Below are 23,930 nucleotides of genomic sequence, written 5' to 3'. Positions count from 1 at the left end.
TTTGCGAGCTCCACACGCTGCGTATGGAGGGTTAAAGATCTAAACCCACCCGCTTCGGCAGACGAACTCCGCTACGCTGCGTTCGGCGGACGAAGCTGGCAACAGTCGTCCGCCCAGCGCAGCTGGTCTGTCGACGGGTCGTCATTAGTGGGTCTTAAACTTATTCCATTTTGCTCGAAGCAAACCAGCAACCGCAACCTCGCAGAAATACTGCTTATAATCATTTGGCTCTGGATAGATGTACACTCTGAACTCTCGAACCTCCGCCATTGCCGCCTGCAATCGCTCATCCGACATACTCGCCCGCTTACTTCGCGAATTGGTTTCCTTCATCGTTTCCGCAAGGTTGACATGATCTTCTTCCGACATCCCATCGAAAGCAATCAAGTATGCAAGAGAACTTTGGTAATGATCTCCACCGTGGCCATGCTGCTTGAATCGGCTGAAGATGTCTCGACTTCTTCCAACGTAGACCGGCCTGACACCTTCAGACGTATTTTCGCCGAAGACGTATATGCCACTAATGGTATTATTCTTTTTTCGATCCTGGTTATTCTTGGCATTAAAAGCACCATGCTTTAGCCTACTTAGTGTAATAGGCTGAAAAGACTTTACAAGCTTGCCATCTGAGGACTTTACCAATGTATGAAAGTCTTTTAGCTGCGGGGCTTTCTTTTTAGCAAGTTGCTCCAAACACTCCGTTGCAATGCGGTCCGAAGTGTCGACTAGCTTTTTTAATTCCTCTGGGGTCATACTTCCACACTTGGCACCTCCGCCCCAAACAACTCCCCCCGAAAAGCCCGCTGCAACAACGCCTGAAAAAGGTCGTCAGCCTCGGCGAGGGCGGTTTCGGCTTTATCTTTTAATATTTCTTTCTGACTTAATAATTTAGCAAATTTGCTTTGAAGGTGTAAAGGAGGCACTTTCACTTTCATCGTTTTCAATTTAGCCCCGGTCAAATGCGCAATAGTAACTGAAGAGCTATAGTCTCCAAAGCCATTGTTTTTAGACTGGTAATAAAACCAATTAACTAAGTATTCAGAGTTCACCAGCATATTGTTCACGCGCAGTCTATGCAGGGCCTTTTGATAGTAACAATTTTCTATCTCTCCTTTCCATATTGCAGCCCTACCTATCTCTCCTCCTTCGCAAACTAAAATATCTCCTCTTTGAAGTCCGTACTTTTCTTCCTCATCTTCTTCTATGTCCATTGTATAAATTGAATCGAGGTCAAATTTGAACCACTGAACATTGGCATTACGCAAGTACATTCTCTGCCTATTTCCGTGCTGCCGCCGTTTATCTAGCATTTTGCCAAGCCGAGAAGTAGCGACAGCTTTCATTGAATAGACTTTCCAATTATCGCTTCCCCCTCTCAGTTCATCCCCAAACATCTCCAAAAACAAGCTCTCCCCCAGCTCCCCGTAGGCCGCGATCTCGGCGCGCAGCAGCTGCCGCTGCCGGTCGGCCAGGTCCAGGGCGGCGGCAATGCGGCGCTGGACGGGGAGGGGGGGTAGGGGTAATTGAATCTTTTTTATGTGGCTGGGACCAAAGTTCAATTGTGCGGATCCAGTAATTAATTTTTGTAGTTGGTTTGTGAATAAACGAGTCTGCAAAAAGTATTTAAAATATTCTAATGTGATTTTGCCTTCTTTTTTTGGCCTAAACCTCATTGTGCTAGTGTTCATGCATATCGGAATATGTTCCGGTCCTAGAAAAGCTATCTTCTTTGAAAACTTTTCGACAACTATCCCTGAACATGCTATAACTAAATCTCCAGCATCGGCCAAAAAATGAGCATACTTTCCGTAAGCTTCTTCTTCACTGATGTACTTATCTGTTGTACTTAAATCAACTTGATTATCATTAATATTACCACCGTTTAAAAGCTTGATTCCAGAGTTGGTAAATTGCCACTTTCGGACCCCTGGACCTTCCTGAAAGAAAAGGACTCTTGGAATTTTTACGATTTCCCACCCTATACACTCGGTGCTCAACATTTTCATTTTAGCATACTTTCCAACTCCTCCAATCCCTCGAACCGCTCCTGCTCCAGCGCCTTGATGCGCGCGATGATGGTGGCCGGCGGGTCGTAGTCGACTGCCTCGTACACGATTTCCTTGTACCGGTTGATGCTCAGGTCGTAGTCCTGCTCCTCGATTTCAGCCTTCGGGACGAAGAAGCTCCGGTCGGTGCGCTTACGGCCAATTTCGGCTTCACGGTCGTGGAAGCGGGCTACAATATCGGGGATGTCGTTCTCGGCGATCGCGGCGCGCTTATCGTCCAGACTGAAGCCATCGGCCTGCATATCGTAGAACCAGACGTCGTCGGTGCCGCCGGTGCCCGTTTTGGTGAAGAAGAGGATGGCCGTACTCACCCCCGCGTAGGGCTTGAACACGCCGCCGGGCATGGATACCACCGCCTTTAATTTATGCTTCTCGATGATCTCCTTCCGGATCGTCTTGTGCGCTTTCGAGCTGCCGAAGAGTACCCCGTCCGGCACGATCACGGCCGCGCGTCCGCCGGTGGTGAGCATGCGCAGCATAAGGGAGAGGAAGAGCAGTTCGGTCTTCTTGGTCTTGGCGGTCTGCAGCAGGCCGGGCTCCACGGCGTCGTAGTCGAGGCTCCCCTTGAAGGGCGGGTTGGCGAGGATGAGGGAGAATTGCTCCCGCATATCGGCGTTGGCGTTGCTGAGGCTGTCGCGATTGTGGAGGTTCGGCTCGTCGATGCCGTGCAGCTGCAGGTTCATGGCGGCGATGCGGAGCATACTGGGGTCGTTCTCTACCCCGGTGAACATCTCCGTGTTATAGTGCTCCCGAAAGGCCCGGTCGTTGAACCAGTCGCGATGCTGATCGTGCAGGTACTCCCCTGCGCTAACCAGGAAGCCGGCCGTACCGCAGGCGGGGTCACAGATGGTATCGTCTTTGGTGGGTCGGGTCATATCCACCATCATGCGAATGATGTGGCGCGGCGTGCGGAACTGTCCGTTGCGGCCGGCGCTGGCGATCTTCGAGAGCATATACTCGTAGAGATCGCCCTTCGTATCGCGGTCGGCCATCTCGATCTTATCGATGCCCTGCACGACCTGGTCGAGCAGTCGCGGCTTGTCGATCATAAAGGTGGCGCCCTTCATGTACTCGGTGAAGACGCCGCCGGCCTTGCCTACGGTTTTCATCTTGTCGAAGGCGGTGAGCAGGCGGGGCGTTTCCTTCGCGGCTATTTCTTCCTCGGTACGGACGTCGACGCCCCGCGTAAATACCTCGTGCAGCGACTTCGGGTCCATTTGCACGAATTGGCTCCACCGCAGGGCTTGCTCGCGCGGTCCGTAGATCGGATCCTCCACCTCTTCGCCGAGCAGGTTCGCTTTCCGTTCCTCCTTGACCTGCCGCTCGTCCAGCCGCCGCAAAAACAGCAGGTAGGTAAACTGCTCGATGACGGTGAGGGCGTTGGTGAGTCCGCCATTGGCGAAGTGGTTCCAGATGGCGTCTACCTGGGACTTTAGGGGGCCGGTGATCATGGGGTGTAAGGTAGGGAAATTCAATATTCTATCGACACCCCCCCTAACTTACCCGCGTTTAATGTGACGATCTACCAGATGAAGTTAGCGCCGACAGAACTTTTAAAGCTTCTAATAATACGACGGTCAAAGTTTATAGGCTTAATTACATCTACGCTATCAAATACAGCGTTATGAAAACTTGCAATATTGCGATCTCTGTACATCTCGTCTATCACAGTCAAATTTTGCTCTAGAGCTATTTGGTCTCTGATCTTTTTCACTCTGCGTTCCCACTGCATGTCTCTTTCATTAGATGTCAAATCTGTTACTGGGACTATTCTTGAAGTATCCAATTTAAAAAATCTCGCCCTAACCATTGAAGAACCTGTGAAATCAGAATCGTAATATTTAGAGGTATAAAGATTTGCATAATCAAAGTTACAATTAGTGAGATCAGAATTTTGAAAATTACTATAACGAATGGTAGCGTTTGCAAAGCAAGAATGCGCTAAATTACCTTTTCTGAACTGAGCAAGTAAAATGTCTTGATTGGCTAAAAAACTGTATTCAAAATTAGGATTCGGTTGTAATGGGAATTTTACAAAAAGTGACGCAAGAGCTCCAAGCAGTTGACCTCTTTCACGACTTGCAAAAGTTTTCCCTGTTATAATAGTATCGCTTAGCACCATCTCATATTTAACGGTGTCGTAAGGCGCCAAAGCCTCAGATACTGTTGCTATCCTATGCACGAGCGGCTGCGGGACTTCCCAAACATCATACAGCCCTACCTTAGGATCTGCCAATTTAGCCTCGTATAAATCTCTAATCAAATCCGAGGCCATCTGGCTATTTGTTGATACGACTTGTTGAAGGTTCTGTTTTCTGAATAACTCAGTCTGCTGTCCGATAGATCTATTAGATTCAACCAGCTGTCCGTTCTGAATATATAAGAAAACGACCGTCGCAATAGCGGTTAAAACGGTTACAAATTCTAGTACCAATATAGCCTGAGCATTAATTGACTTATTATAAGTTGAGGTTAAATTACCTTCCTGAGCCTCCCCTCTGCTTTTTAATTGTGAACTCGACGATTTTGACTTTCTTTCAGCTAGACTATTTTCCAACTGAAGCATTCTTTTAGAAAGGTTTGATAATTCTTCTTCTAGAAAAGAAGTTTCCTCTCTTTTTTTATTCGCATCCATAATGCAAGTATAAGTTCCAATTGTATGTTAAAATTTTAGCTACAGCGGTTACTAATGACAATAATACCATTTGGATGTTTGCTACTGATCCGGAGAGCGCCAAATTTTCAACTGTTCGCTCAAAGTCCTACTTTATTCCTCGATACCAATTGCTCCATCAACGGTCCAGTTACTTATCCAGCGATTAGCCTCCAAAAAAAAACCCCGCCGATTAGAATCATGCACCGTAGTACAAAAAATCACCAAGTCCAACCGCTTCATGAAGTCTTTTAACCGGCCGGGGGGTAGGCGCTGTTGGACAACAACTTGGTTGTCCGAGGTAATTGCGGAATGATATCAGATTAAATCAACACAAAGTCGAAAATTCCGTGCTAGACATTCGCCACATGCACTTTTATTCGCCAAAATCGAACCAGATTGTAGGCCAGGCTGCTTAGCTTGATACCAATATTCCATCTGCTGCTTACTTAACATTAGAGCTTCTAATATTTATAATAACAGGAAGAAGAAAAGCACTTACGTCAAAATAACAAGTTCAATTAACTTATGGCCCCTGAATTAATATTCCAGACTATCTCCTAATCCTACAAACTGCCATTGTCAAATCTAATAAACCACTATATTAAACGCGGCACCCACTATGGCGTTTCATTAATTACTACTGAAGCTTTGAGGGGAGTTATCAAGACATTATAGGCTTTTAACTTCCGGAGTTCATTTTGGAAGTTTTGAACAGTATTATCTCTGGCAGATAACAGCTTATTACTTAATTCATCCTTACGGTCATCAATAGAACTTAATAATTCCTCAAGATCACCATCTGTATCTACCGGGCAAGTATCTTTTATGTTTTGAAGGGCATAGTCAGCTTTTTGAAGAGACTCGACGGCGGAATTTACCATAAATTGGTAGTCCTCGTATAGATCGAGTACATCATACATGTTCTGCTCCAGTTGCTTAATGTTGTCATCGATAAACTCTCGATCCATAACCTCTCTTAATTCGCTAAGAAGATCAATGGATAATGGATCTATATTTACCAATTCAAACATGTTTTCCTTCACATTATCTGCCCGATCAGCTAGATCCGTACTAAGCTTTTTGAGATATTCCTGCTCTGTCGCTATGAAGTTCATTTGCTTGTCAGCCTCCATAGCAAATGTCAATATACAATTTAACCGCCCTAACTTATTGTTTCTCTCTTCTAAATCTCCTTTGGGCGCCAAAGCTCCGATAAAGCTGACTACGGTACTTACATATGGATTAGTGAGTATTGGAATATTATCTGGCAATTTAAACGCTTTTTTCTGATTGTCTTTCAAATAAGTCAACCCAGTTGTGAACGCCTCAAAATTAGTAGGATTACTCAACTCCGAAACTGCTGACATCGCATCGCCCCAATCGAAGGCGGTTAGTAGATCTCCACTTTCATCCTCAATTCTTGTTGAAATTGCTAATGCATGACCATACCTATTGAGGATCGATGCTAAGTAGACCTCATTTGCCTTATCTTTTAAGACTTCTTGTTGCTCCTGAATCAACCTTGTCTGTTCTTGAATAGCCTCAAGGGCTTGAAATTTTTGTTCTAATCTCGCCATCCTGGTCCTCAAGCCAGCTAAATCATTGGAAGTGGTTTCAGTATTGTCTCTCAACTCTTCCAATATATTCCGTTGTGTTTCAATTTCCGCTTCAGATTCGCTGACTTTATTCCTAATTTCTTGGGCTTGAGCAGACAAGGCTTCGATCGTCTGTTGCCTATCTTCATCTAGCGCTTTGACTAGTTCTGTGGTGACCTCCTCCGGTGTAGGCTGTTCAACTTCGCCCTGCGCAAGTAGTGACGAAACTGAGCATACAATGAGCACGAGTATTTTTGAACGTAGGAGGAGTATATTATTCATGTGTACCTGGTTATAATATAGAGATAAGTTTATCGAGAAGTCAATTCATATTAACAATAATAAGGGTTCCCACGCTACTAACCTAAGCCAAAGGAAGTTAACCTCAACAATCACTATATATAATGAGCCTCATCTATTTACCTTAAAGGAAGGTGAAGATGGGGCTTCTCGAGCAGCTCTGGCAAGTCCAGTATATATCCAGATGCCTTTCAGTAATACCCCTTTTCCTGCGCACCGTCGCCAAAAAAATGAAGGCACAGGAAAAGCCGAGCAGTACCCGCTATCCTTGTCTGTCTGCTACCGTAGAGAGAGGAAACTGCCCGGCAATTCTTAAGTTTGACCCAAACTACTGACGTTCCGCCCCTTAGTCACCAGCCTCCCTCCCAATGCGCCTCCTACTCCTCCTAACCGCCCTCCTCCTAACCCTACCCACCACCGCCCAACGCAGCAAAAAAGCCACCCCCGAGGAAGAAACCCCCACCCACCTACAATCCGGCACGTACGGCGCGATGAAATGGCGCAGCATAGGCCCCTCAGTAACCTCCGGCCGAGTAGCCGACTTCGCCGTAAACCCCACCAACCCCAGCGAATACTACGTAGCCACCGCCTCCGGCGGCGTCTGGAAGACTACCAACCGCGGCACCACCTACGAACCGCTCTTCGACGGACAGGGCTCCTACTCCATCGGCTGCGTATCGCTGGACCCGAATAATTCGCAGACGGTCTGGGTAGGCAGCGGGGAGAACCAAAACCAGCGCTCCGTAGGCTACGGCGACGGGGTCTACAAATCCACCGACGGAGGGAAGTCGTGGAAGAATATGGGGCTGAAGGAGAGCGAGCACATCGCTAACGTGATTGTCGACCCCACTGATTCCGACATCGTATGGGTAGCCGCCTACGGCCCCGTCTGGAGCAACGGCGGTGACCGCGGCGTCTACAAATCCACCGACGGCGGCGAGACCTGGGAAGCCAGCAAGCAGATCAGCGAATACACCGGCTGCAACGACCTGCGCATGGACCCCCGCGACCCCAACGTGCTCTACGCCGCCTTCCACCAGCGGCAGCGCAAGGTGTACACCTACCTCGGCGGCGGACCGGAATCCGGTCTCTACAAGACCACCGACGGCGGCGCCACCTGGAACCAGCTCAAGGGTGGACTGCCCGGCGGTGACCTCGGGCGCATCGGCATCGACGTATCCCCCGTCAACCCCGATGTGGTGTACGCCGTAGTCGAAGCCCCCGACGGCAAGGGCGGCATCTACCGCAGCGACAACGGCGGCGCCAGCTGGAGCAAGCAGAGCGGCACCTTCACCAGCGGCAATTACTACCAGGAGCTGACCTGCGACCCCGTCAACGTGGACCGCATCTTCATCACCGATACCTACTACAAAGTCAGCGACGACGGCGGCAAGACCGTCCGCAATCTCGGCGAGCTCAACAAGCACATCGACAACCACGCCATCTGGATCGACCCCGCCGATACCGACCACCTCATCGTCGGATGCGACGGCGGCATCTACGAAACCTGGGATTTCGCCGGTACCTGGCACTTCAAGGAAAACCTCCCGGTCACGCAGTTCTATAAGGTGGCTACCGACCAGTCCGGGCCCTTCTACCACGTCCACGGCGGTACCCAGGATAACCTCAGTCTGGGAGGCCCCAATAAGAATACCAGCATCAACGGCATCGTGAACGCCGACTGGTACATCACCAGCACCGGCGACGGCTTCGAATCGCAGGTAGATCCCACCGACCCGAACATCATCTACGCCCAGGCGCAGTACGGCAGCCTGCGCCGCTTCGACCGCCGCAGCGGCGAGTACCTGTTCATTCAGCCCACCGAAGGCCCCGACGACGAGCCGCTGCGCTGGAACTGGGATGCGCCGCTGACCATCAGCAGCCACCAGCCGACGCGCCTGTACTACGGCGCTAATAAGGTCTTCCGCACCGACGACCGCGGCAACAGCTGGCGGGTAATCAGCCCCGACCTCAGTCGCGGCGTGGACCGCAATACCCTGCCCGTCATGGACCAGGTCTGGAGCGTCGACGCCATCGCCAAGAACGGCTCCACTTCCATCTTCGGACAGACGACCACCATCGCCGAAAGCGCCCTGGACGAGAACCTGCTCTGGGTCGGTACCGACGACGGCCTGCTGCACAAGACCACGGACGGCGGCGACAGTTGGGAAGCCTACGATAACCTCACCGGCATTCCCGACATGAGCTACGTCAACCAGGTCATCGCCGGTCTCCACGACCGCGACGTGGCCTACGTCGCCTACAACAACCATAAATACGGCGACTTCAAGCCATACCTGCTCAAAACCAGCGACGGCGGCGCCACCTGGACCAACATCGCCGGTACCCTCCCCGAGCGCGGTAGCGTCTACACCATCGCCGAGGACCATGAGGATCCCAACCTGCTCTTCTGCGGTACCGAGTTCGGCGCCTACTTCTCCCCCGACGGCGGCGAAAACTGGGTCGAGCTCGGCAGTGGTCTGCCCACCATAGCCGTGCGCGACATCGAGATCCAGCGCGGTGAGAACGACGTGGTGATTGCCACCTTCGGCCGCGGCTTCTACGTCCTGGACGACTACAGCAGCCTGCGCAATATCGACGAGCAGACCTTCGAGGAAGAGGCCGTCCTCATGCCCACCCGCGACCCCTGGCTCTACGTGGAGCGCGCGCCGCTCGGCCTCCGCGACAAGGGCCACCTCGGCAGCAGCTACTTCCGCTCCGATAACCCGCCCTTCGGCGCCGCCTTCACCTACTACGTCAAGGAAAAGCCGAAAACAATCAAGGAACTCCGCCAGGAGCGCGAGCGCGAGATCATGGACCGCAAGGAATCCGTCTACTACCCCAGCGTCGACTCCTTCCGCCTCGAGCAGCGGCAGCAGGACCCCTACCTCCTCTTCACCATCCGCAACGAGGCGGGCGAAGTCGTCCGGCAAATTAAGCGGGCGGCGAGCGCAGGAATGAGCCGTTTCCACTGGGACCTGCGCTATCCCCCTGCGGACCCGGTCAATCGTCGCTACACCCCGGCACCCGATCAGCTCTTCGGCAGCGCCTCCGCGGGACCTCTCGTGCCTCCGGGTAACTACACCGTCGCCATGAGTCAATTCTTCGACGGGGAACTCACCGAGCTGGCCGAGCCGGTCGCCTTCCGCGTCAAGTACCTCGATCAGGCTACTTTGCCCACGGAAGACTGGAATGAGTACGACGCCTTCGTCCGCGACGTGATGGACCTCAGCAAGGCTCTCAGCGCCGCCGCCGACATTCGCGGCAACCTCAGCGACCGCCTGGAGGCCCTGGAAACGGCCGCACTGGAGACCACCGGTAGCCCGGAAGCCGCCCTCACCACCCTATACGATCTTCGCGACCGTCTTGCCGACTTCACCACCAAACTCTACGGCGACCGTACCCGCAGCTCGCTCGAAATGGAGACCCTACCCTCGGTGGCCGGCCGCATCGGCAGCATCGAATACGGTATGTGGAACGTGACCTCCGACCCCACCGAGACCTTCAAGGAAAGCTACCGCGTGGCAGCGGAACAGTTCGCGCCCCTCCTGGACGAGCTCAAAGCCATCGATGCCGACGTCCGTGACCTAGAGCAGGATTTGGAAGCGGGCGGGGCCCCCTACACGCCCGGCCGCTGGCCCGACTGGTCCCGCGAGTAGGATGCTGCCTCCCGGCAGCGGCAGTAGAATGCGGTCTCCGACCGCGAAGTAGGAAGCAGCCTCCGGCTGCGCAGTAAAACCCGGTTTCCCCCGATAGCTATCGGGGCGACATCACCACTCAAATAGGAGACGAACTCCACCGTACTTCGTTTGGCGCCATACGGTAGCGGGGCGACAGCCATGCAAGCGCTCTCTTCATCGCCAGATTTATACGTTTACGCTATATCCCAAAGCACCATCTATGGAATTCCACTGCCATATTCTACCTATAAGCTATAATTTAGGTAACGTAATCCCCTAATTTACGTTAATTAGGGGATTACAATCTCCTAATTATGCTTCTGCGCCGCCTCCAATTAGCAAACCTGCAAGATCGCTTACGGCCAAACAAGGTGGTTGTCTTGGTAGGTCCCCGTCGCGTAGGTAAGACCGTACTGCTCCGGCAACTCATCGACGAGCTACGGGAACCCCACTTGTTGCTGAATGGAGAATCGATGAGTACCACCGAGGTACTGGCACGCAGAACGCCGGCAAACTACCGGTCCCTCTTGGGCGACCGACGTCTTCTTATTATTGATGAAGCACAGAAGGTGCCCGAAATCGGACTGATCCTCAAGCTGATGATCGATGAAATCGAGGGCTTGCGCATCGTCGCCACCGGTTCGTCAGCCTTCGATATTGAAAACCTCACCGGTGAACCGTTGACGGGTAGAAAATACACCCTCCGCCTCTTCGCCCTCTCCGAAAAGGAGCTAACGCAGGTGGAAACACGGCTCGATGCCCGGGATCAACTGGAACAACGGATGGTCTTCGGCAACTATCCCGAGCTAGTCCAGATGGACTCCAACCAGGAACGACAGCTGTATTTACAGGAATTGGTCAATACCTATCTACTGAAAGACATCCTGACCTTCGAGGGCATCCGGAACAGTGACAAGCTACTTTCACTCCTTCGCTTGCTGGCCCTGCAGGTCGGTTCGGAAGTATCCAATGTCGAACTCGGTCGACAATTGGGTCTCGACAAAAAAACGGTCGACCGATACCTAGACCTACTAACCAAGGTGTTCATCATCCATCGAGTCAGCGGTTTCAGCCGTAACCTCCGTAAGGAAGTGGTAAAGAGCAAACGCTGGTACTTCTACGACAATGGTATCCGCAATGCCCTGGCCGGAAACCTGAACCCACTCGCTACCCGCCAGGACGTAGGCGCGCTCTGGGAAAACTACGCCCTATCAGAGCGGCTAAAGTACCAGTCGTATACAGGAATGCTCAGTTATAACTACTTCTGGCGCACCTACGACCAGCAAGAAATCGACTGGATCGAGGATCGTGGGGGGCAGCTGTACGCCTATGAGCTTAAATGGAATCCGAAAAAACAGCCCCAAGCACCCGCGGCGTGGGCGAAGGCGTATCCGGCGGCGAGCTTTGAGGTTATCAACCGAGATAACCTGAGCGACTGGATTGGCAAATGGGGATAGCGGGTGTTTTCCGGTGGTTGATCGTTTTCGCGGCCGGCTGCAAGGAACACTAGCTGGACGTACAACGGGACAAAGCGGCCATCGGGGTACGTACCCCGGCCCCGGCGGTGCAGCCTACAAAGCGGAAGTACGGGCGTTCGTAGAGCGGCAGGTCCGCTAACCGCCATCGCTTCGCGCCCTAACCGGCCTTCCCTTTTCTCTTAAGGTTTCCGTGCCCGGTACAAGGAGGGCAACTGCCCCGTTTCAGACAGGTAGATTTCCACTTCCACGATATGCGTACCCCTTTCGTCCAGCCCCTTATCCTGTTCCTGTTGTTCGGGCTTCCCTTGACCCTGTTTACTCAGGACGCCTACGCGCCCGGCTACCTCATCGATCGCAACGGCAAGCGGGAGGAGGTGCAGATTCTGCAAAAGGACTGGCGGTATAATCCCTCGGAAATCCAGATCCGCCGTGGAAACGATCAGGAGTGCATCAGTGTGCCCACCGAAGCCCTGCGGGAATTTTCCATCCCGGGAAAATCCCGTTACGTTAACTTCGAGGTGGCGATTGAAAAGTCTTCCGTTAGCCGCACGACCCGCGAGACTACCCCACCGATGCAGCAAGTCGAACGGGTGCTCTTACGGGTAGAGGTCGAAGGGAAAGCCGGTATGTATAGTTACCTCGCCCCTAAGGTGAAGAAATATTTCCTTTCGTTGGACAGCGGATTACCGAAGCAGCTTGTCTACACCATTACCCGGGCTCCGGACGGGAGCATTTCCGAAAGCCGGACCTTCGTAAGGCAGCTGGACCGGTTGCTGGCCTGCGATGGTAATTTTTCCGTCCCTTCCGAACTGAAGTACCGGATCGCCGAACTCCGGGAGGTCATCCTCGACTACAACTCCTGCATGGAGGGAGGCTCCCGGACCGTCTACGAGAACATTCCCCCAGCCACAAAACCCTATCGCATTACCCTGCTCCAGGGCATCTATCGTACCGATTTCAAATTGATCGAGCGGGAGGATAATTCGGTGCGAGTGAACTCAGAAAATCGTACGGTCCTCCGTCTGGGTGTGGAAGCGGAATACGTGACTCCCTACGCGGAGAACATGCTTTCGGTCCTGTTTCGACCCAGTTATTACCACTTTTACGCGTCCGGCTACGCCAGTGCCCCGGAAGCGTCGCAATTCGTCATGGATTACAGCGCCTTCGATCTTCCGTTGGCGGTCCGCTATTACCGTTCCGTGCGCGAGGACATAAAAGCCTACGCTACGGGAGGGATAGGCGTCATCGTACCCTTCGGAGAGCTGTACGAAAACGGCCAGCAAGTGCTCAAGCTGAAGAGCCGCCTTTCGGCCACCGCCGATATCGGGGTTCGCTACCGGGATCAGTGGAGCCTGGCCATCGGCTACGAAGCACAGGGGAACGGCCTGGGTGGGGAAGCGTTGCGCAGCAGCACCTCGGGGCTACAAATTACGACCGGGTACACCTTGCCGTAAGCGAGTGGGCAGGGGCCCGGCTCAGTCCACCGTCACGGTGTGCCCGATCTCCAGCCGTTCCTTCGGAGCGGTGACGGCATTCAGCACCCGAAAGCGCAGCTCGAAGCTGTCCAGCACTTCGCCCGTCATCACGCTGATGGTGGTACGGCCGTGGGGCGGCACGCGGACCAGCCCGAGGTCACTCTGAAAGGAATACGCACCGATGTTCTCCAGTAGGTATTCGGCATTGCTGGCGTTGGTGATGCTGATCTCGGCCACGGCGGTGTCATCCCCGTAGCTGGCATCGATGATGTCCAGACTGGCGCGCACGATCGGCCCCAGGTGTTCCGCCCGGCCTACCAGCGTATTCTCGAACCAGGCCACCGTACGTCCGGCCACGAGGGCCTCCTTGATGGCTTCCGGAGTACGCGCTGCGGCCATGACCAGCGTGACGGGGCGGTGCCCGCCTTCGGCGATGCCGTACTGGTAATCGACCAGCCCGTGGATATCCGATGTTCCCATGATAGTGAGATCGTTATCGAGGGCGATCTGGAGGGCCTCTTCGCTGATGGTCAGATCGTTGACCACCTCGATACCGTGGAGCAGGTCGTTGGCGATCAGGTATTCGTGGAAGGGGGTGAGGGTCGCCACGCCATCGGGCCGCTGAGCGGTCCAGTTCGGGTGGTTCCAGAAGGTAAAGGCCCCCTGGCGGTTGGCCTCTTCGAAGACGGCCAGGCTATCCTCTATCAACAGTGCATTGGCATCCTCGATGAAGATGGCGTTGCTATGGCCCGGCGGCATACTGCGGGTGATCTCCGCCCCCTGGATGACCAGCATATCGGTGTTCGCCGCCGACTCCGTAGCGATGTGGTGACTGCGGTTCCGGTCCGGGTGCGGGATATCATCGGCGTGGGGCTGGTATTCCAGATGCTCGGTCATGGCCACCACGTCCACGCTATCCCGCAGCGCTTCCTGGATCCGAATATCCGGCCATACGCTACCGTCGCTGAATACCGTATGAATATGAAAATCGCAGGCCAGCGTCAGGTATTCCTCCGTATCCGGGAAGTCAATGACCCGCGTATAAGTATGGCTATGGGCAAGCCCGTTTCCGTGGGTATGCTGGGCCATCACCCCCACACTCATCAATAAGAGGGTGTATACCGCTAAAAATCCTTTCATATCATCGTGCTTGTACGTCGGGTAAAGCTACCCGATCTATTTTATTAAGGTATACCTGCCGTTGCCACAGGCAACAGAAATCCGTGCCCAAACCGCCGCGGGCAGCCGCGAAGCGAAACAACGTTCGGCGAAGTCCATCCGTGGCCATCCGGGTTGAAACCCGCTTGCCGCAGGCAACCCTGAAGCGGATCATTGATCGTACCAAACCCGCGAATTAATGTCATCCCCCCCGATCCGCTCCGCCGCCGTGGCGTAGTTCTCCGGATTAACCGACTGCTCGATACTGGGATACAGTAACCGCACCGGCACCGCGCCGGCATTCACCGTCCCCGGGCCGGCCGCGATAAAGGAAGGCAGACCGGTCCGCTTCCAGTCGAACCAGGCTTCGGTCGTATTGTGCCACAGGCTCAGCCACTTCTGTCGGGCGATGAGCTCCAGGGCGTCGTCCGCGATCCAGGCCGCCGCTCCGCTGAAGTAATCCGCCGGCAGGGCCACGCCCCACTGGTCGAAGGAAGCCGCCACCCCGCTCCGGTAGTACGCTTCGGGGTCATCGTCGATTAACCCGCGCTCCGCCGCCTCCGCCAATAAAAAATTGAGTTCGCTGTAGGTCATGAAGATGGCGTCCAGTTTGCCGGGGTCGGAAAAGTAACTGGTATCCTTGGTACTAAAGGCATCCGGCCGGCCGATGTCGCCCAGGGTCTGCCCGGGGTCGACGCCCAGGTAGTCGGGGAAGCCGTTCGGGTCCAGCCACTCCTGGAGGCGGGGATCCTCGTAGGTTTTCAACAGCTCTACCAGGTTCGTCGTCGGAATGCGCAGGAAGTACTCGTAGGTACGGCCCACCGGGGCGGCGATCGGGGCGACGTTGGGCAGGGTGCCGGTGAAGTCGTAGATCGCGTTGTCGGCATTGCCGGCGAAGAGCGGATAGGTAGTAGGATCGTTCAGCATCGTAGTGAGCTCGTCGCTTACATCCATCGCCTCCGAAGCGCGCAGAAGGAGCCGTACCCGCAGGGAATTGGCGAAGCGCCGCCACTTGCCGGTGTCGCCGCCGAAGAGGTTATCGCCGGCGATCGTAGCGCCGGTGAAGAGGGTATTGGCCCGGGCCAGGTCCGCCAGCAGGCCGGCGTAAATATCTTCCTGCGGGTCGTAGGCGGGGGCGAAGATGCCGTCGGATTCGGCCCGTCCGGCCTCGGTATACGGCACGTCCCCGTAGGCATCCGTGAGGATGGAGAACATGTACGCCTGGAGGGTCAGGGCCACGGCCTCGTAGTCCGGCTGACCGGTTTCCACGCCGTACGCCTGGATATCCCGCGCGTCCTGGATCACCGCGTAGAGCCCCCAAAAGCGGGCGTCGGCCCCCCACTGATAAATGTCGATATCGTTGAATTCGTAGTTGGCGGCGTACTGGGCTACCACGTCGCCGAAGGCCTGCACGTTATTCACGTGGTTGCTGGCCAGGTCGAAGGTCACGGTGCGCAGTAGCAGGTCGCCGGTCACCCGCTCCGCTTCATTGGGATTGGTGTTGATCTCCGCGAAATCGTCGGTGCAGCTGTGCAGGAGGAGCAGGGAGAGGAGGAAAAAGCAGATGCGCATGGATAGGTATTTGAATAGCGGCGGAGCGCAGGTGCAAAGCTTAAAAACCTAGATTAAGCCGAAACCCGAAGGATTTGGTCGACGGCAGTTGCGTCACCTCGAAGCCGGGCACCAGGGTGCCGCCGTTCAGGGCGAAGGCCTCCGGATCGATGTTGGGGACGTCCGTCCAGAGGGCCACGTTCTGCCCCACGAAGGCGATGCTGGCGTTGGCGACGCCGATGCCCTCCAGCCACCGCTGCGGCAGGCGGTACCCCAGGGTTACCTCCCGCAGTTTGGCGAAGCTGGCGTCGAAGCTGTTGGCCTCCACGTTATCGCGGCGGTAGTAGCCGCCGTAGTACCAGGTTTCGGGAGCCACTACGGTGGCGTTCTCCACGAAGTTGCCATCATCGTCGCGGGTGACGCCATCGCCTACGATGCCTTCGGTCCGCCCCGGCAGCGAGTGCTGCAGCAGGCCGGTCTCCGCGCCGATGGCGTTGGTGTAGGAGTAAATGCGGCCGCCGCTGCGGATGTCCAGTAGCGCGTGGGCAAAAACGCCGCGGTAGCTCAGGTCGGTGGAAAGGCCCACCGTGAAGTCCGGATTGTAGTTGCCGATCGTCCGCCGGTCGGTAGACACTTCCGGCAATCCGTTGCTGCCGTAGATGATCCGGCCGTCCTCGGTGCGATTAAAGACCTGGCCGTAGATGTCGCCCATCCGGCCGCCGACCCGGGCCTCCACGGTGGTGCCATCGGGGCCGTTGGCAACGATGAAGGTTTCGATGCCCGGCGCCAGGGCGTTGACCACGCTGCGGCTACGGGTGAAGTTGGCGTTCAAATCCCAACTGAAGCCTTCGGGGTTGCGGAAAGGGCTCACCCCAAGGGCGACCTCCACGCCGTTGGTTTCGATCTCGCCGGCGTTGACGACGGTAGAGTTGAAGCCGGAGGCCGGACTAATGCCCGCCCGGATGATCTGGTCCTTGGTCAGGCTATTGTAGTAGGTGAAGTCGAAGCGCAGCCGGCGTTCGAAGAGTTCCGTGGTCAGGCCCACTTCGACGCTGTTGGTGCGCTCGGGTTTGAGGTTCGCGTTGGGCAGTTCGGAGGGGCTGCTCACCGAGTTCGGCAGGGTAGCGAATTCGTAGGTTTTGATGAGGCTGAAGGCCCGGGTATCGTTCCCTACTTGCGCTATGTTCGCCCGCAGCTTGAGGTAGTCTACCGCATCGCCCAGGTCGAAGATCTCCGAAGGCAGGAAGCTCAGCGAAGCGGAGGGGTAAAAGTAGCTGTTGTTGGCCTCGGGCAGGGCGCTGCTCCAGTCGTTGCGGGCGGTGACGTCCAGGTAGAGGAAGTCGCGGTAGCCCAGGTTGGCGAAGGCGTAGAGGCTGTTGACCCGCTTGGGCAGCAGGATGCGCCGCGTGGTGGGGTTGACGTTGATGTTCTGGAGGTTGTAGATGCCGGGGACGGCCAGGCCGCGCCCCTCGATGAAGTTCTCGCGGTACTCCTCGTCGCGGCGGTTGCCCCCGCCGCTGACTACGGCACTGAATTCCCCGAAGCGCTTGGTGTAGGTAAGCAGGAAATCCAGGTTGGTCTCCCGGAAGTTGACGTTCTGCTCGCGGTACATCCCGTTGGCGTAGCGCTGAGCACCCACCGGGCGGCGGCTGGTACGCAGGTCGTCGAAGTAGTCGGTACCGCCGCGTAGCAGCAGGCTCAGGTCGGGGGTGATCTGCGCGGTGGCCGAGATACGGCCGAACAGCCGGTCCTTCTCGAATCCGTTCAGGTTCTCGTAGGCGATCAGGTAGGGGTTGTCGGCCCAGGTGAAGATGTAGGTCTGCTCCCGGTCCTCGCCGCCCTCGGCCCAGTAATCGCGGTACCAGTCCATGTCGGCGTTGTTGTAGTTCCACAGGAGGACATACATCAGGCCCTGACTGCCGTAGCCCGATACCGGCACGTTGCCGCTCTCGCTTTTAATGTAGTTGCCGCTGAGGTCGATCGTCAGCCAGTCGGCGGGGCGGTATTCCGTATTGAGGCTGATGGTGTTGCGGTCCAGGTCGGTATTCGGCACGATGCCTTCGCTCTGGCTGTTGCCGTAGCTGAGGCGGAAGTTACCGCGGTCGGAGCCGCCGCTGATCGCCAGTTGGTTGGTGGTGGTGAAGCCGGTCTGGAAGAAGTCCGCGATATTGTACCGTTGCACGAAGGGTTGCGCGCCGGGCAATGGCGAGCCGTCCTGCTCGATCTGTAACCCCTCGTCGAAGGCCGGACCGAAGTTGGTGCCGAAGTCGGAGGCGTATGCCAATCCCCAACCCCCGCCGTACTGCGTCTGCTGGTCGGGCAGCACGAGCGGACTGCTCCAGGTGGTATTGCTGCTGAAGTTGATGCCCAGCCCCTCCTGCCGTTCGCCACTCTTAGTGGTGATGAGCAGGACGCCGTTCGCGGCCCGCGATCCGTACAGGGCCGAGGCGGCCGCCCCCTTCAGCACGGATACGGAGGCGATATCGGCCGGATTGATCTCGGCGGCGCCGTTGCCATAGTCGCTGGGCAGGTCGCTCTGGGAGGTGCTGCCGCCGCCGACGCCGTAGATCTCGTTGTTGATGGGGATGCCGTCGACCACGATCAGCGGACCGTTAGCGTTGATGTTGAGGCTGTTCTCCCCGCGGATCACCACGCGGGAGCTGCTGGTGAGTCCGTTACTGGCGTTGGTAACGGTCAGGCCGGCCACCTTGCCCGACAGGCCGCTGAGCATATTGACGGGGCGGACGGCGTCGATGTCGTCGCCGCTGACTTCCTCCACCGCGTAGCCCAGGGCTTTCTTCTCGCGTTTCAGTCCGAGGGCGGTGACGACCACCTCATCGAGGTTCACGCCTTCGCGCAGGGTGATCTCCAACTGGCTGCGGCCGGCCAGCGCTACTTCCTGGGGCTCGTAGCCTACATAGGTGGTGACCAGGGTAGCCTCCGGTTCGCTGACGGTAAGTCGGAAGTTGCCATCGATGTCGGTGACCGTACCGTTGGCAGTGCCCTGCTCGACCACCGATACGCCGATCAGCGCCTCCCCCCCGGCCGCTTCGGTGACCCGCCCGGTGACGGTGACCTGGGCGGAGAGCCCCGCTGCGGCGAGGAAAAGAACCAAGAGGGCCAACTGCCGTAGCGGCCGGCCGGGTGCGATGGGGTGTTTCATACGGTAGTAGCGAGCGCGGCGGGGTTGCCTGGGGTAGTTTTCCGCCGGTGGCGCAAAAGTAGGGTGCCGGAGGCATGCCCCACTGCGGGTGTTATTAAGTTTAGGTGAATTCTGGTTTGCCGGGGCGCTGCCGGAGGCAGCATTGTACTTGCGCCCCGATAGCTATCGGGGAGGCAGCGTTTTACTGGGGCGGTGGCGTATTGCCCGTTTACGCCGATCTTCACCGGTATGGAAGCGGAGTCGATCGTGGTGGGCATTATGAAGATGGACGTCGCCGGACGGGATGCCCGCGACCTGGGTGCACTCACCCGCCTGGCCACCGAGCGCTTCACCCATGTGGTCGATCGGGAGCCCCGCCTGAAGATCACCTCCCTTACCTTCGACGGGCCGCCGCTCACTCCCGGGGAACACGGCTTTCGCGCGCTCGACTTCGTGCAACTCGGCATCCAGGAGAAGACCGAACGGCGCCTGGCTTTCCTCCTTATCGTCACCGAAGTGGAAATTGCCGCCCCTTCGCTCGCCTACCTGCTCGGGCTTCCCTCCCAACTGACGAACGTTGCTATCCTGTCTACCCGCCGGTTATCCGACTACGGGTCGGCTAACTGGAAAGACGACCAATTAATGGCCGAACGCCTCGGCACCCTCATGCTGCACTGCTTCGGCCGGCTGCTGAATCTGGGCTACCGGGCGGATACCACCAACTACATGGCGCGCATCCAGGTTCCGACCGATCTGGACCGAATGCGCCACTTCACCGACCGCCAGTTTCAGCAAATGGCGGACCGGCTGCCCCGGGAAGCCAACGATCGGTACTCGAGCGGGAATCATTTCCTGTTTTTTCTCCGACAGTCGCTGGTGAATCTTCCGCGCATCCTGCGGGGAGCCTGGCGGGCCAACCCCCTCCGGCTCGCCACCCGGCTGCCGCGCATGATCGCTACGGCGCTTTCCGCCATCGTCATCCTGATTTTCAGTGCTGAAACCTGGGACTTCGCCGCCTCGGTCTCCCCGACTCAGCTCACCGTCTTCGTAATCGCCAGTTTTCTCGCGGGCACCTTCGTGCTGTACCGGGCCTTCTCCTTTCACCTCGTGGCGACCCGACGGGGCGATATTTCGGAGAGCTCCGTCGTCACGGCCGGGGCAACGGGGCTGGCGCTGATCCTGACCCTCCTTTGCCTTTTCGTATTCTTCGCCCTGCTCATGTACGGGGTGGTGATCTTCGTCTTTCCGGATCCCTTGATGAGTACCTGGACCTCGGCGCGGGACGGATCGTCCGCCGATGCGCACCTGCGGTTGGTCCTTTTTCTGGCCGCGGTGGGTGTGCTTTCGGGCTCCCTGGGCGGCTCGGCGGATTCGCGGTCGGTGGTGCGGAATGTGCTGTTTGCGGGAGATGAGACTTGAGCGGCTATTTCCAGCGCGGTCGGAGACCGCATTTTGCTCGCGCTACCGGAAGGCAGCGTTTTACTGCAGGACCACCGCTTGCCACGGCGCCAATTCGCCGGTAAAAGCCGGGTAGTTGTTGATGGCAACCTCAGTCAGTTGCTCCAGCTGCGGCAGTTCGATCGTCACCGTTTCCGATGAGAAGTTGAGCAATACCAGCATTTGCTCCTCCCCCAGCGTGCGGGTGTAGGCGTACACCTGCTCGTGATCGGGAAGCAGCAGCTCGTAGTCGCCGTAGACCAGCACCTTGTTCTCATTGCGTAGGGCCGTCATGCGGCGGAAGTGGTTCAGTACCGATTCCGGGTCGGCGTCCTCGGCCCGCACATTTACGGATTCGAAGTTGTCGTTGACCGGCAGCCAGGGCGCGGCGCTGGAGAACCCCGCGTAGGTCGAGTCACTCCACTGCATCGGCGTACGACCGTTGTCGCGGGAGGTGAAGTTGAGTTCTTCGAGGAATTGATCCATGTCCCGCCCCTGCGACTGGGCCCTTTTGTAGCCGTTGATCGCGGCAATATCCTGGTAGTCCTCGATCGCGTCGAAGTCGATGTTGGTCATCCCCAGCTCGTCGCCGTAGTAGGCATAGGGGGTTCCCCGCATGCTCAGTAGGAAGGTATTTAGCAACTTGGCGGAGGCGGCGCGGTACGCGGGGCGATCATTTCCCCAGCGACTTACCATGCGTGCTTGGTCGTGGTTACTCAGGAAGATGGACAGCCAGCCCTTTTCGGCGAACTCCGCATCCCAGCGGCTGAAAACTTCCTTCATCGTCGTCAGTGCGTAGCCGCCGTATTTCGGGATGTCCACCCCGTCGAAGGCGTAGGCCATATCCAATTCGTTGCGGTCGGCGTCCACCAGTTCGTGGGCCTCCCGGAAGTTGCGGCCCGCTCCCTCGGCCACGCTCATTACCTCGTACCGGCTCAGGACTTCGGCGTTCATCTCCCGCAGATAGTCGTGCAGGCCGTCCTGCATGGCGTAATACTGCATGAAGTTCTCGTCCAGGTCGTCCGGAAATTTCGGGAAGGTGGTATCCTTGGCGGCAAACTGGAAGGCATCCAACCGGAATCCGTCCACGCCCTTCTCGGCCCAGAACCGCAGGATGTCGTACACTTCCCGCCGCAGTTCGGGGTTCTCCCAGTTCAGGTCGGGTTGCCCTTCGGCGAAATAGTGCAGGTAGTAGCTGTTGGTGGTCGAGTCGTACTTCCAGGCATCCCCCTCCGAGTCGAAGAGACTGTAGCGGTGGTTGGGTTTTCCCCGCTCGGCGGGCCACCAGTGATAATAATCGCGGTAGGGGCTGTCGCGGCTCGATCGGGCCGACTGAAACCAGGGATGCTCGTCGCTGCTGTGGTTGACCACGATATCCATGATAAGCTTAATATCCCGTTCGTGCATGCCCACCAGCAGCCGGTCGAAGTCGGCCATCGTCCCGAAATCGGCCATGATGTCGCGGTAGTCGCTGACGTCGTAGCCGTTATCGTCGTTGGGGGATGCGTAGATCGGATTGAGCCACACCGCGCTAACGCCGAGGCTTTCGATGTAGTCCAGCCGCTCGATGATGCCGTTCAGGTCGCCGACTCCGTCTCCGTCGGTATCCTGAAAGCTGCGGGGGTAGATCTGGTAGACGATAATCTCCTTCCACCATTCGGGCTCGACCCCGCCGGCACTGACCGTCGCGGTACTCGGCGTTTGTCCGCTGGTACAGGCAGTAAGCACCCCCAGCAGCAGGCCGGCGGCGAAGCGTGCGCAGATTCGTTTCATCGTTTGGCAAGATAGGGCGCCGGAGCGCAGGTGAAAAGCACGGTAGCCAGCAGGCACGGCCCCAACCGCAAAGTGTTAATGGGGCCGGGGGGGTGTACGCCGGGTGGGAGGTATCGCTTTAAATCAGTGGATGGCCACGAGCGAGGAGTAAAGTTACCCGACCCGCTCATTCGCCTGAATTGCATTTTTCCTGCGCTCCGCCGCAATAGTTGCTAGCGTACTTCGGCATGCCAAAAAACCAGGCACACATTAATCGTTGGCGGTTTACCAGGAATTTTTATTCCCTTCATTACACTCACCATGAAGAATTTACTGTACCTGGCCACGTGCGCGATGTTGCTGCTCCCCGCTTCTACCAACGCCCAGGAAGTTGGCTCTACCGAAGCCGTCACGTCCATCGATTCCATGATGCTTGCTTATCAGCGGCACACGGACAGCATCGAGTCGACCCTTACTTTCCTCGCCGATACGACCGTTCAATTGGGTGATAACCTGGCCGCGCTGGCCATTCCGGCGGGCTATCGCTACGTGAACGCGGCGGATGCGGAGACGGTGCTGGTCGACCTATGGGGGAACATGCCCGGCATCGCCGACGGTTCGTACGGGATGCTGTTTCCCGATAGCCTGTCCGTGCTGGACGACGCCTGTTACGGTATCCACATTTACTTCACCGAGGACGGCTACGTCGACGATGCCGACGCCGCCGATATCGACTATGCTGATCTGCTCGACCAGATGCGGGACGATATGGCGACCGAAAACGAAGCCCGCGCCGAAGCCGGTTACCAAACCATCGAACTCATCGGCTGGGCACAAGCGCCGAGCTACGACGCGGTGAATAAGCGGCTGCACTGGGCCAAGGAACTGTACTTCGAAGGCGAGGAAGGCAATACCCTAAACTACAACGTCCGCTTCCTGGGCCGCCGTGGCTACCTGACGATGAACGTCATTGGCGGCATTTCCGACCTGCCCCGCGTCAACGAAAACCTGGATGGCATCCTGGCCAGCGTGGCCTACAACGAAGGCCACCGCTACGCCGATTTTAGCCCCGGCATCGACGAGGTAGCCGGCTACGGCATTGCCGCCCTGGTAGCCGGCAAGGTGCTGGCCAAAACCGGTCTGCTGGCCAGTATCGGTATCTTCCTGCTCAAGGGTTGGAAGCTGGTGATGATCGCCCTGGTGGCCGCGGGGGCGGGCATCAAGAAGATGATGGGAAAGAGCTAACGTCGTCCGCCAAACGTAGCGAAGCGGAGTTCGTCTGCCGACGTGGATACTAACGTCGTCCGCCGAACGCAGCAAAGCGAAGTTCGTCTGCCGACGTGGATTAAAAGCACCCGCTATAGAGCACCCTGGGCAGACCAGCTAGCGCTGGGCGGACCAGGGCTCACCAACGTCGTCCGCCGAACGCAGCAAAGCGAAGTTCGTCTGCCGACGTGGATTAAAAGCACCCGCTATAGAGCACCCTGGGCAGACCAGCTAGCGCTGGGCGGACCAGGGCTCACCAACGTCGTCCGCCGAACGCAGCAAAGCGAAGTTCGTCTGCCGACGTGGATTAAAAGCACCCGCTATAGAGCACCCTGGGCAGACCAGCTAGCGCTGGGCGGACCAGGGCCTCACCA

Annotated in this window: 14 protein-coding genes; 5 read left to right on the top strand and 9 right to left on the bottom strand. The window is 56.7% G+C overall.

Annotated features, from left to right (window positions below; translation table 11 throughout):
- Nucleotides 1-144: 144 nt before the first annotated feature.
- The 5 genes from CLV84_RS18980 to CLV84_RS18960 all read right to left on the bottom strand — a co-directional run bounded on the left by CLV84_RS18980 (nt 145) and on the right by CLV84_RS18960 (nt 6,599).
- Nucleotides 145-753: a GIY-YIG nuclease family protein gene (locus tag CLV84_RS18980; protein ID WP_104421411.1), complete on the bottom strand. Its 609-nt coding sequence runs from the start codon at nt 751-753 to the stop codon at nt 145-147.
- Nucleotides 750-2,006 (bottom strand): restriction endonuclease subunit S, encoded by a 1,257-nt coding sequence (locus CLV84_RS18975; RefSeq protein ID WP_104421410.1) that lies wholly within the window; start codon nt 2,004-2,006, stop codon nt 750-752. The genes CLV84_RS18980 and CLV84_RS18975 overlap by 4 nt, the downstream gene beginning before the upstream one ends.
- Nucleotides 2,003-3,517 (bottom strand): class I SAM-dependent DNA methyltransferase, encoded by a 1,515-nt coding sequence (locus CLV84_RS18970; protein WP_104421409.1) that lies wholly within the window; start codon nt 3,515-3,517, stop codon nt 2,003-2,005. Before CLV84_RS18970 ends, CLV84_RS18975 begins: the two co-directional genes overlap by 4 nt.
- A 71-nt stretch (nt 3,518-3,588) precedes the next feature.
- Complete coding sequence (locus tag CLV84_RS18965) at nt 3,589-4,701, bottom strand: pentapeptide repeat-containing protein (protein WP_104421408.1); 1,113 nt, start codon at nt 4,699-4,701, stop codon at nt 3,589-3,591.
- 638 nt (nt 4,702-5,339) lie between these two features.
- On the bottom strand, nt 5,340-6,599 hold the full coding sequence (locus tag CLV84_RS18960) for a hypothetical protein (protein ID WP_104421407.1): 1,260 nt from the start codon (nt 6,597-6,599) through the stop codon (nt 5,340-5,342).
- 386 nt (nt 6,600-6,985) lie between these two features.
- Here CLV84_RS18960 and CLV84_RS18950 point away from each other — a divergent pair, with 386 nt between their 5' ends.
- From CLV84_RS18950 to CLV84_RS18940, 3 genes are all read left to right on the top strand, one after another.
- The gene (locus CLV84_RS18950) at nt 6,986-10,276 is read left to right on the top strand and encodes a VPS10 domain-containing protein (RefSeq protein WP_104421405.1); all 3,291 of its coding nucleotides are present in this window, start codon (nt 6,986-6,988) and stop codon (nt 10,274-10,276) included.
- 332 nt (nt 10,277-10,608) lie between these two features.
- A complete protein-coding gene (locus tag CLV84_RS18945) occupies nt 10,609-11,754 on the top strand; it encodes an ATP-binding protein (protein WP_406603346.1) in 1,146 nt (381 codons plus the stop codon).
- 272 nt (nt 11,755-12,026) lie between these two features.
- Nucleotides 12,027-13,229, top strand: a complete 1,203-nt coding sequence (locus tag CLV84_RS18940; RefSeq protein WP_104421403.1) for a hypothetical protein — start codon at nt 12,027-12,029, stop codon at nt 13,227-13,229.
- 21 nt (nt 13,230-13,250) lie between these two features.
- Here CLV84_RS18940 and CLV84_RS18935 read toward each other — a convergent pair whose 3' ends face one another.
- The 3 genes from CLV84_RS18935 to CLV84_RS18925 form a co-directional block, all read right to left on the bottom strand.
- Nucleotides 13,251-14,390 (bottom strand): Sb-PDE family phosphodiesterase, encoded by a 1,140-nt coding sequence (locus CLV84_RS18935; RefSeq protein ID WP_104421402.1) that lies wholly within the window; start codon nt 14,388-14,390, stop codon nt 13,251-13,253.
- 189 nt (nt 14,391-14,579) lie between these two features.
- The gene (locus CLV84_RS18930) at nt 14,580-15,980 is read right to left on the bottom strand and encodes a SusD/RagB family nutrient-binding outer membrane lipoprotein (RefSeq protein WP_104421401.1); all 1,401 of its coding nucleotides are present in this window, start codon (nt 15,978-15,980) and stop codon (nt 14,580-14,582) included.
- Between the two features lie 40 nt (nt 15,981-16,020).
- On the bottom strand, nt 16,021-19,122 hold the full coding sequence (locus CLV84_RS18925) for a SusC/RagA family TonB-linked outer membrane protein (protein WP_104421400.1): 3,102 nt from the start codon (nt 19,120-19,122) through the stop codon (nt 16,021-16,023).
- 228 nt (nt 19,123-19,350) lie between these two features.
- Between CLV84_RS18925 and CLV84_RS18920 the strand changes: the two genes are divergently transcribed.
- Nucleotides 19,351-20,520, top strand: a complete 1,170-nt coding sequence (locus CLV84_RS18920) for a hypothetical protein (RefSeq protein WP_104421399.1) — start codon at nt 19,351-19,353, stop codon at nt 20,518-20,520.
- A 60-nt stretch (nt 20,521-20,580) separates the two neighbouring features.
- On the opposite strand, the gene CLV84_RS18915 is transcribed toward CLV84_RS18920, so the two are convergent.
- Nucleotides 20,581-22,311 carry a glycoside hydrolase family 13 protein gene (locus CLV84_RS18915; protein WP_104421398.1) on the bottom strand — a complete coding sequence of 577 codons (1,731 nt, stop codon included), beginning with the start codon at nt 22,309-22,311 and terminating at the stop codon, nt 20,581-20,583.
- A 300-nt stretch (nt 22,312-22,611) separates the two neighbouring features.
- Between CLV84_RS18915 and CLV84_RS18910 the strand changes: the two genes are divergently transcribed.
- Nucleotides 22,612-23,535 (top strand): DUF2167 domain-containing protein, encoded by a 924-nt coding sequence (locus CLV84_RS18910; protein ID WP_104421397.1) that lies wholly within the window; start codon nt 22,612-22,614, stop codon nt 23,533-23,535.
- Nucleotides 23,536-23,930: the final 395 nt, after the last annotated feature.

The sequence above is a fragment of the Neolewinella xylanilytica genome (assembly GCF_002934605.1).
Classification (GTDB): domain Bacteria; phylum Bacteroidota; class Bacteroidia; order Chitinophagales; family Saprospiraceae; genus Neolewinella; species Neolewinella xylanilytica.
Note: the sequence above shows the minus strand (reverse complement) of the source record. Positions and strands in the feature narration are given on the sequence as shown.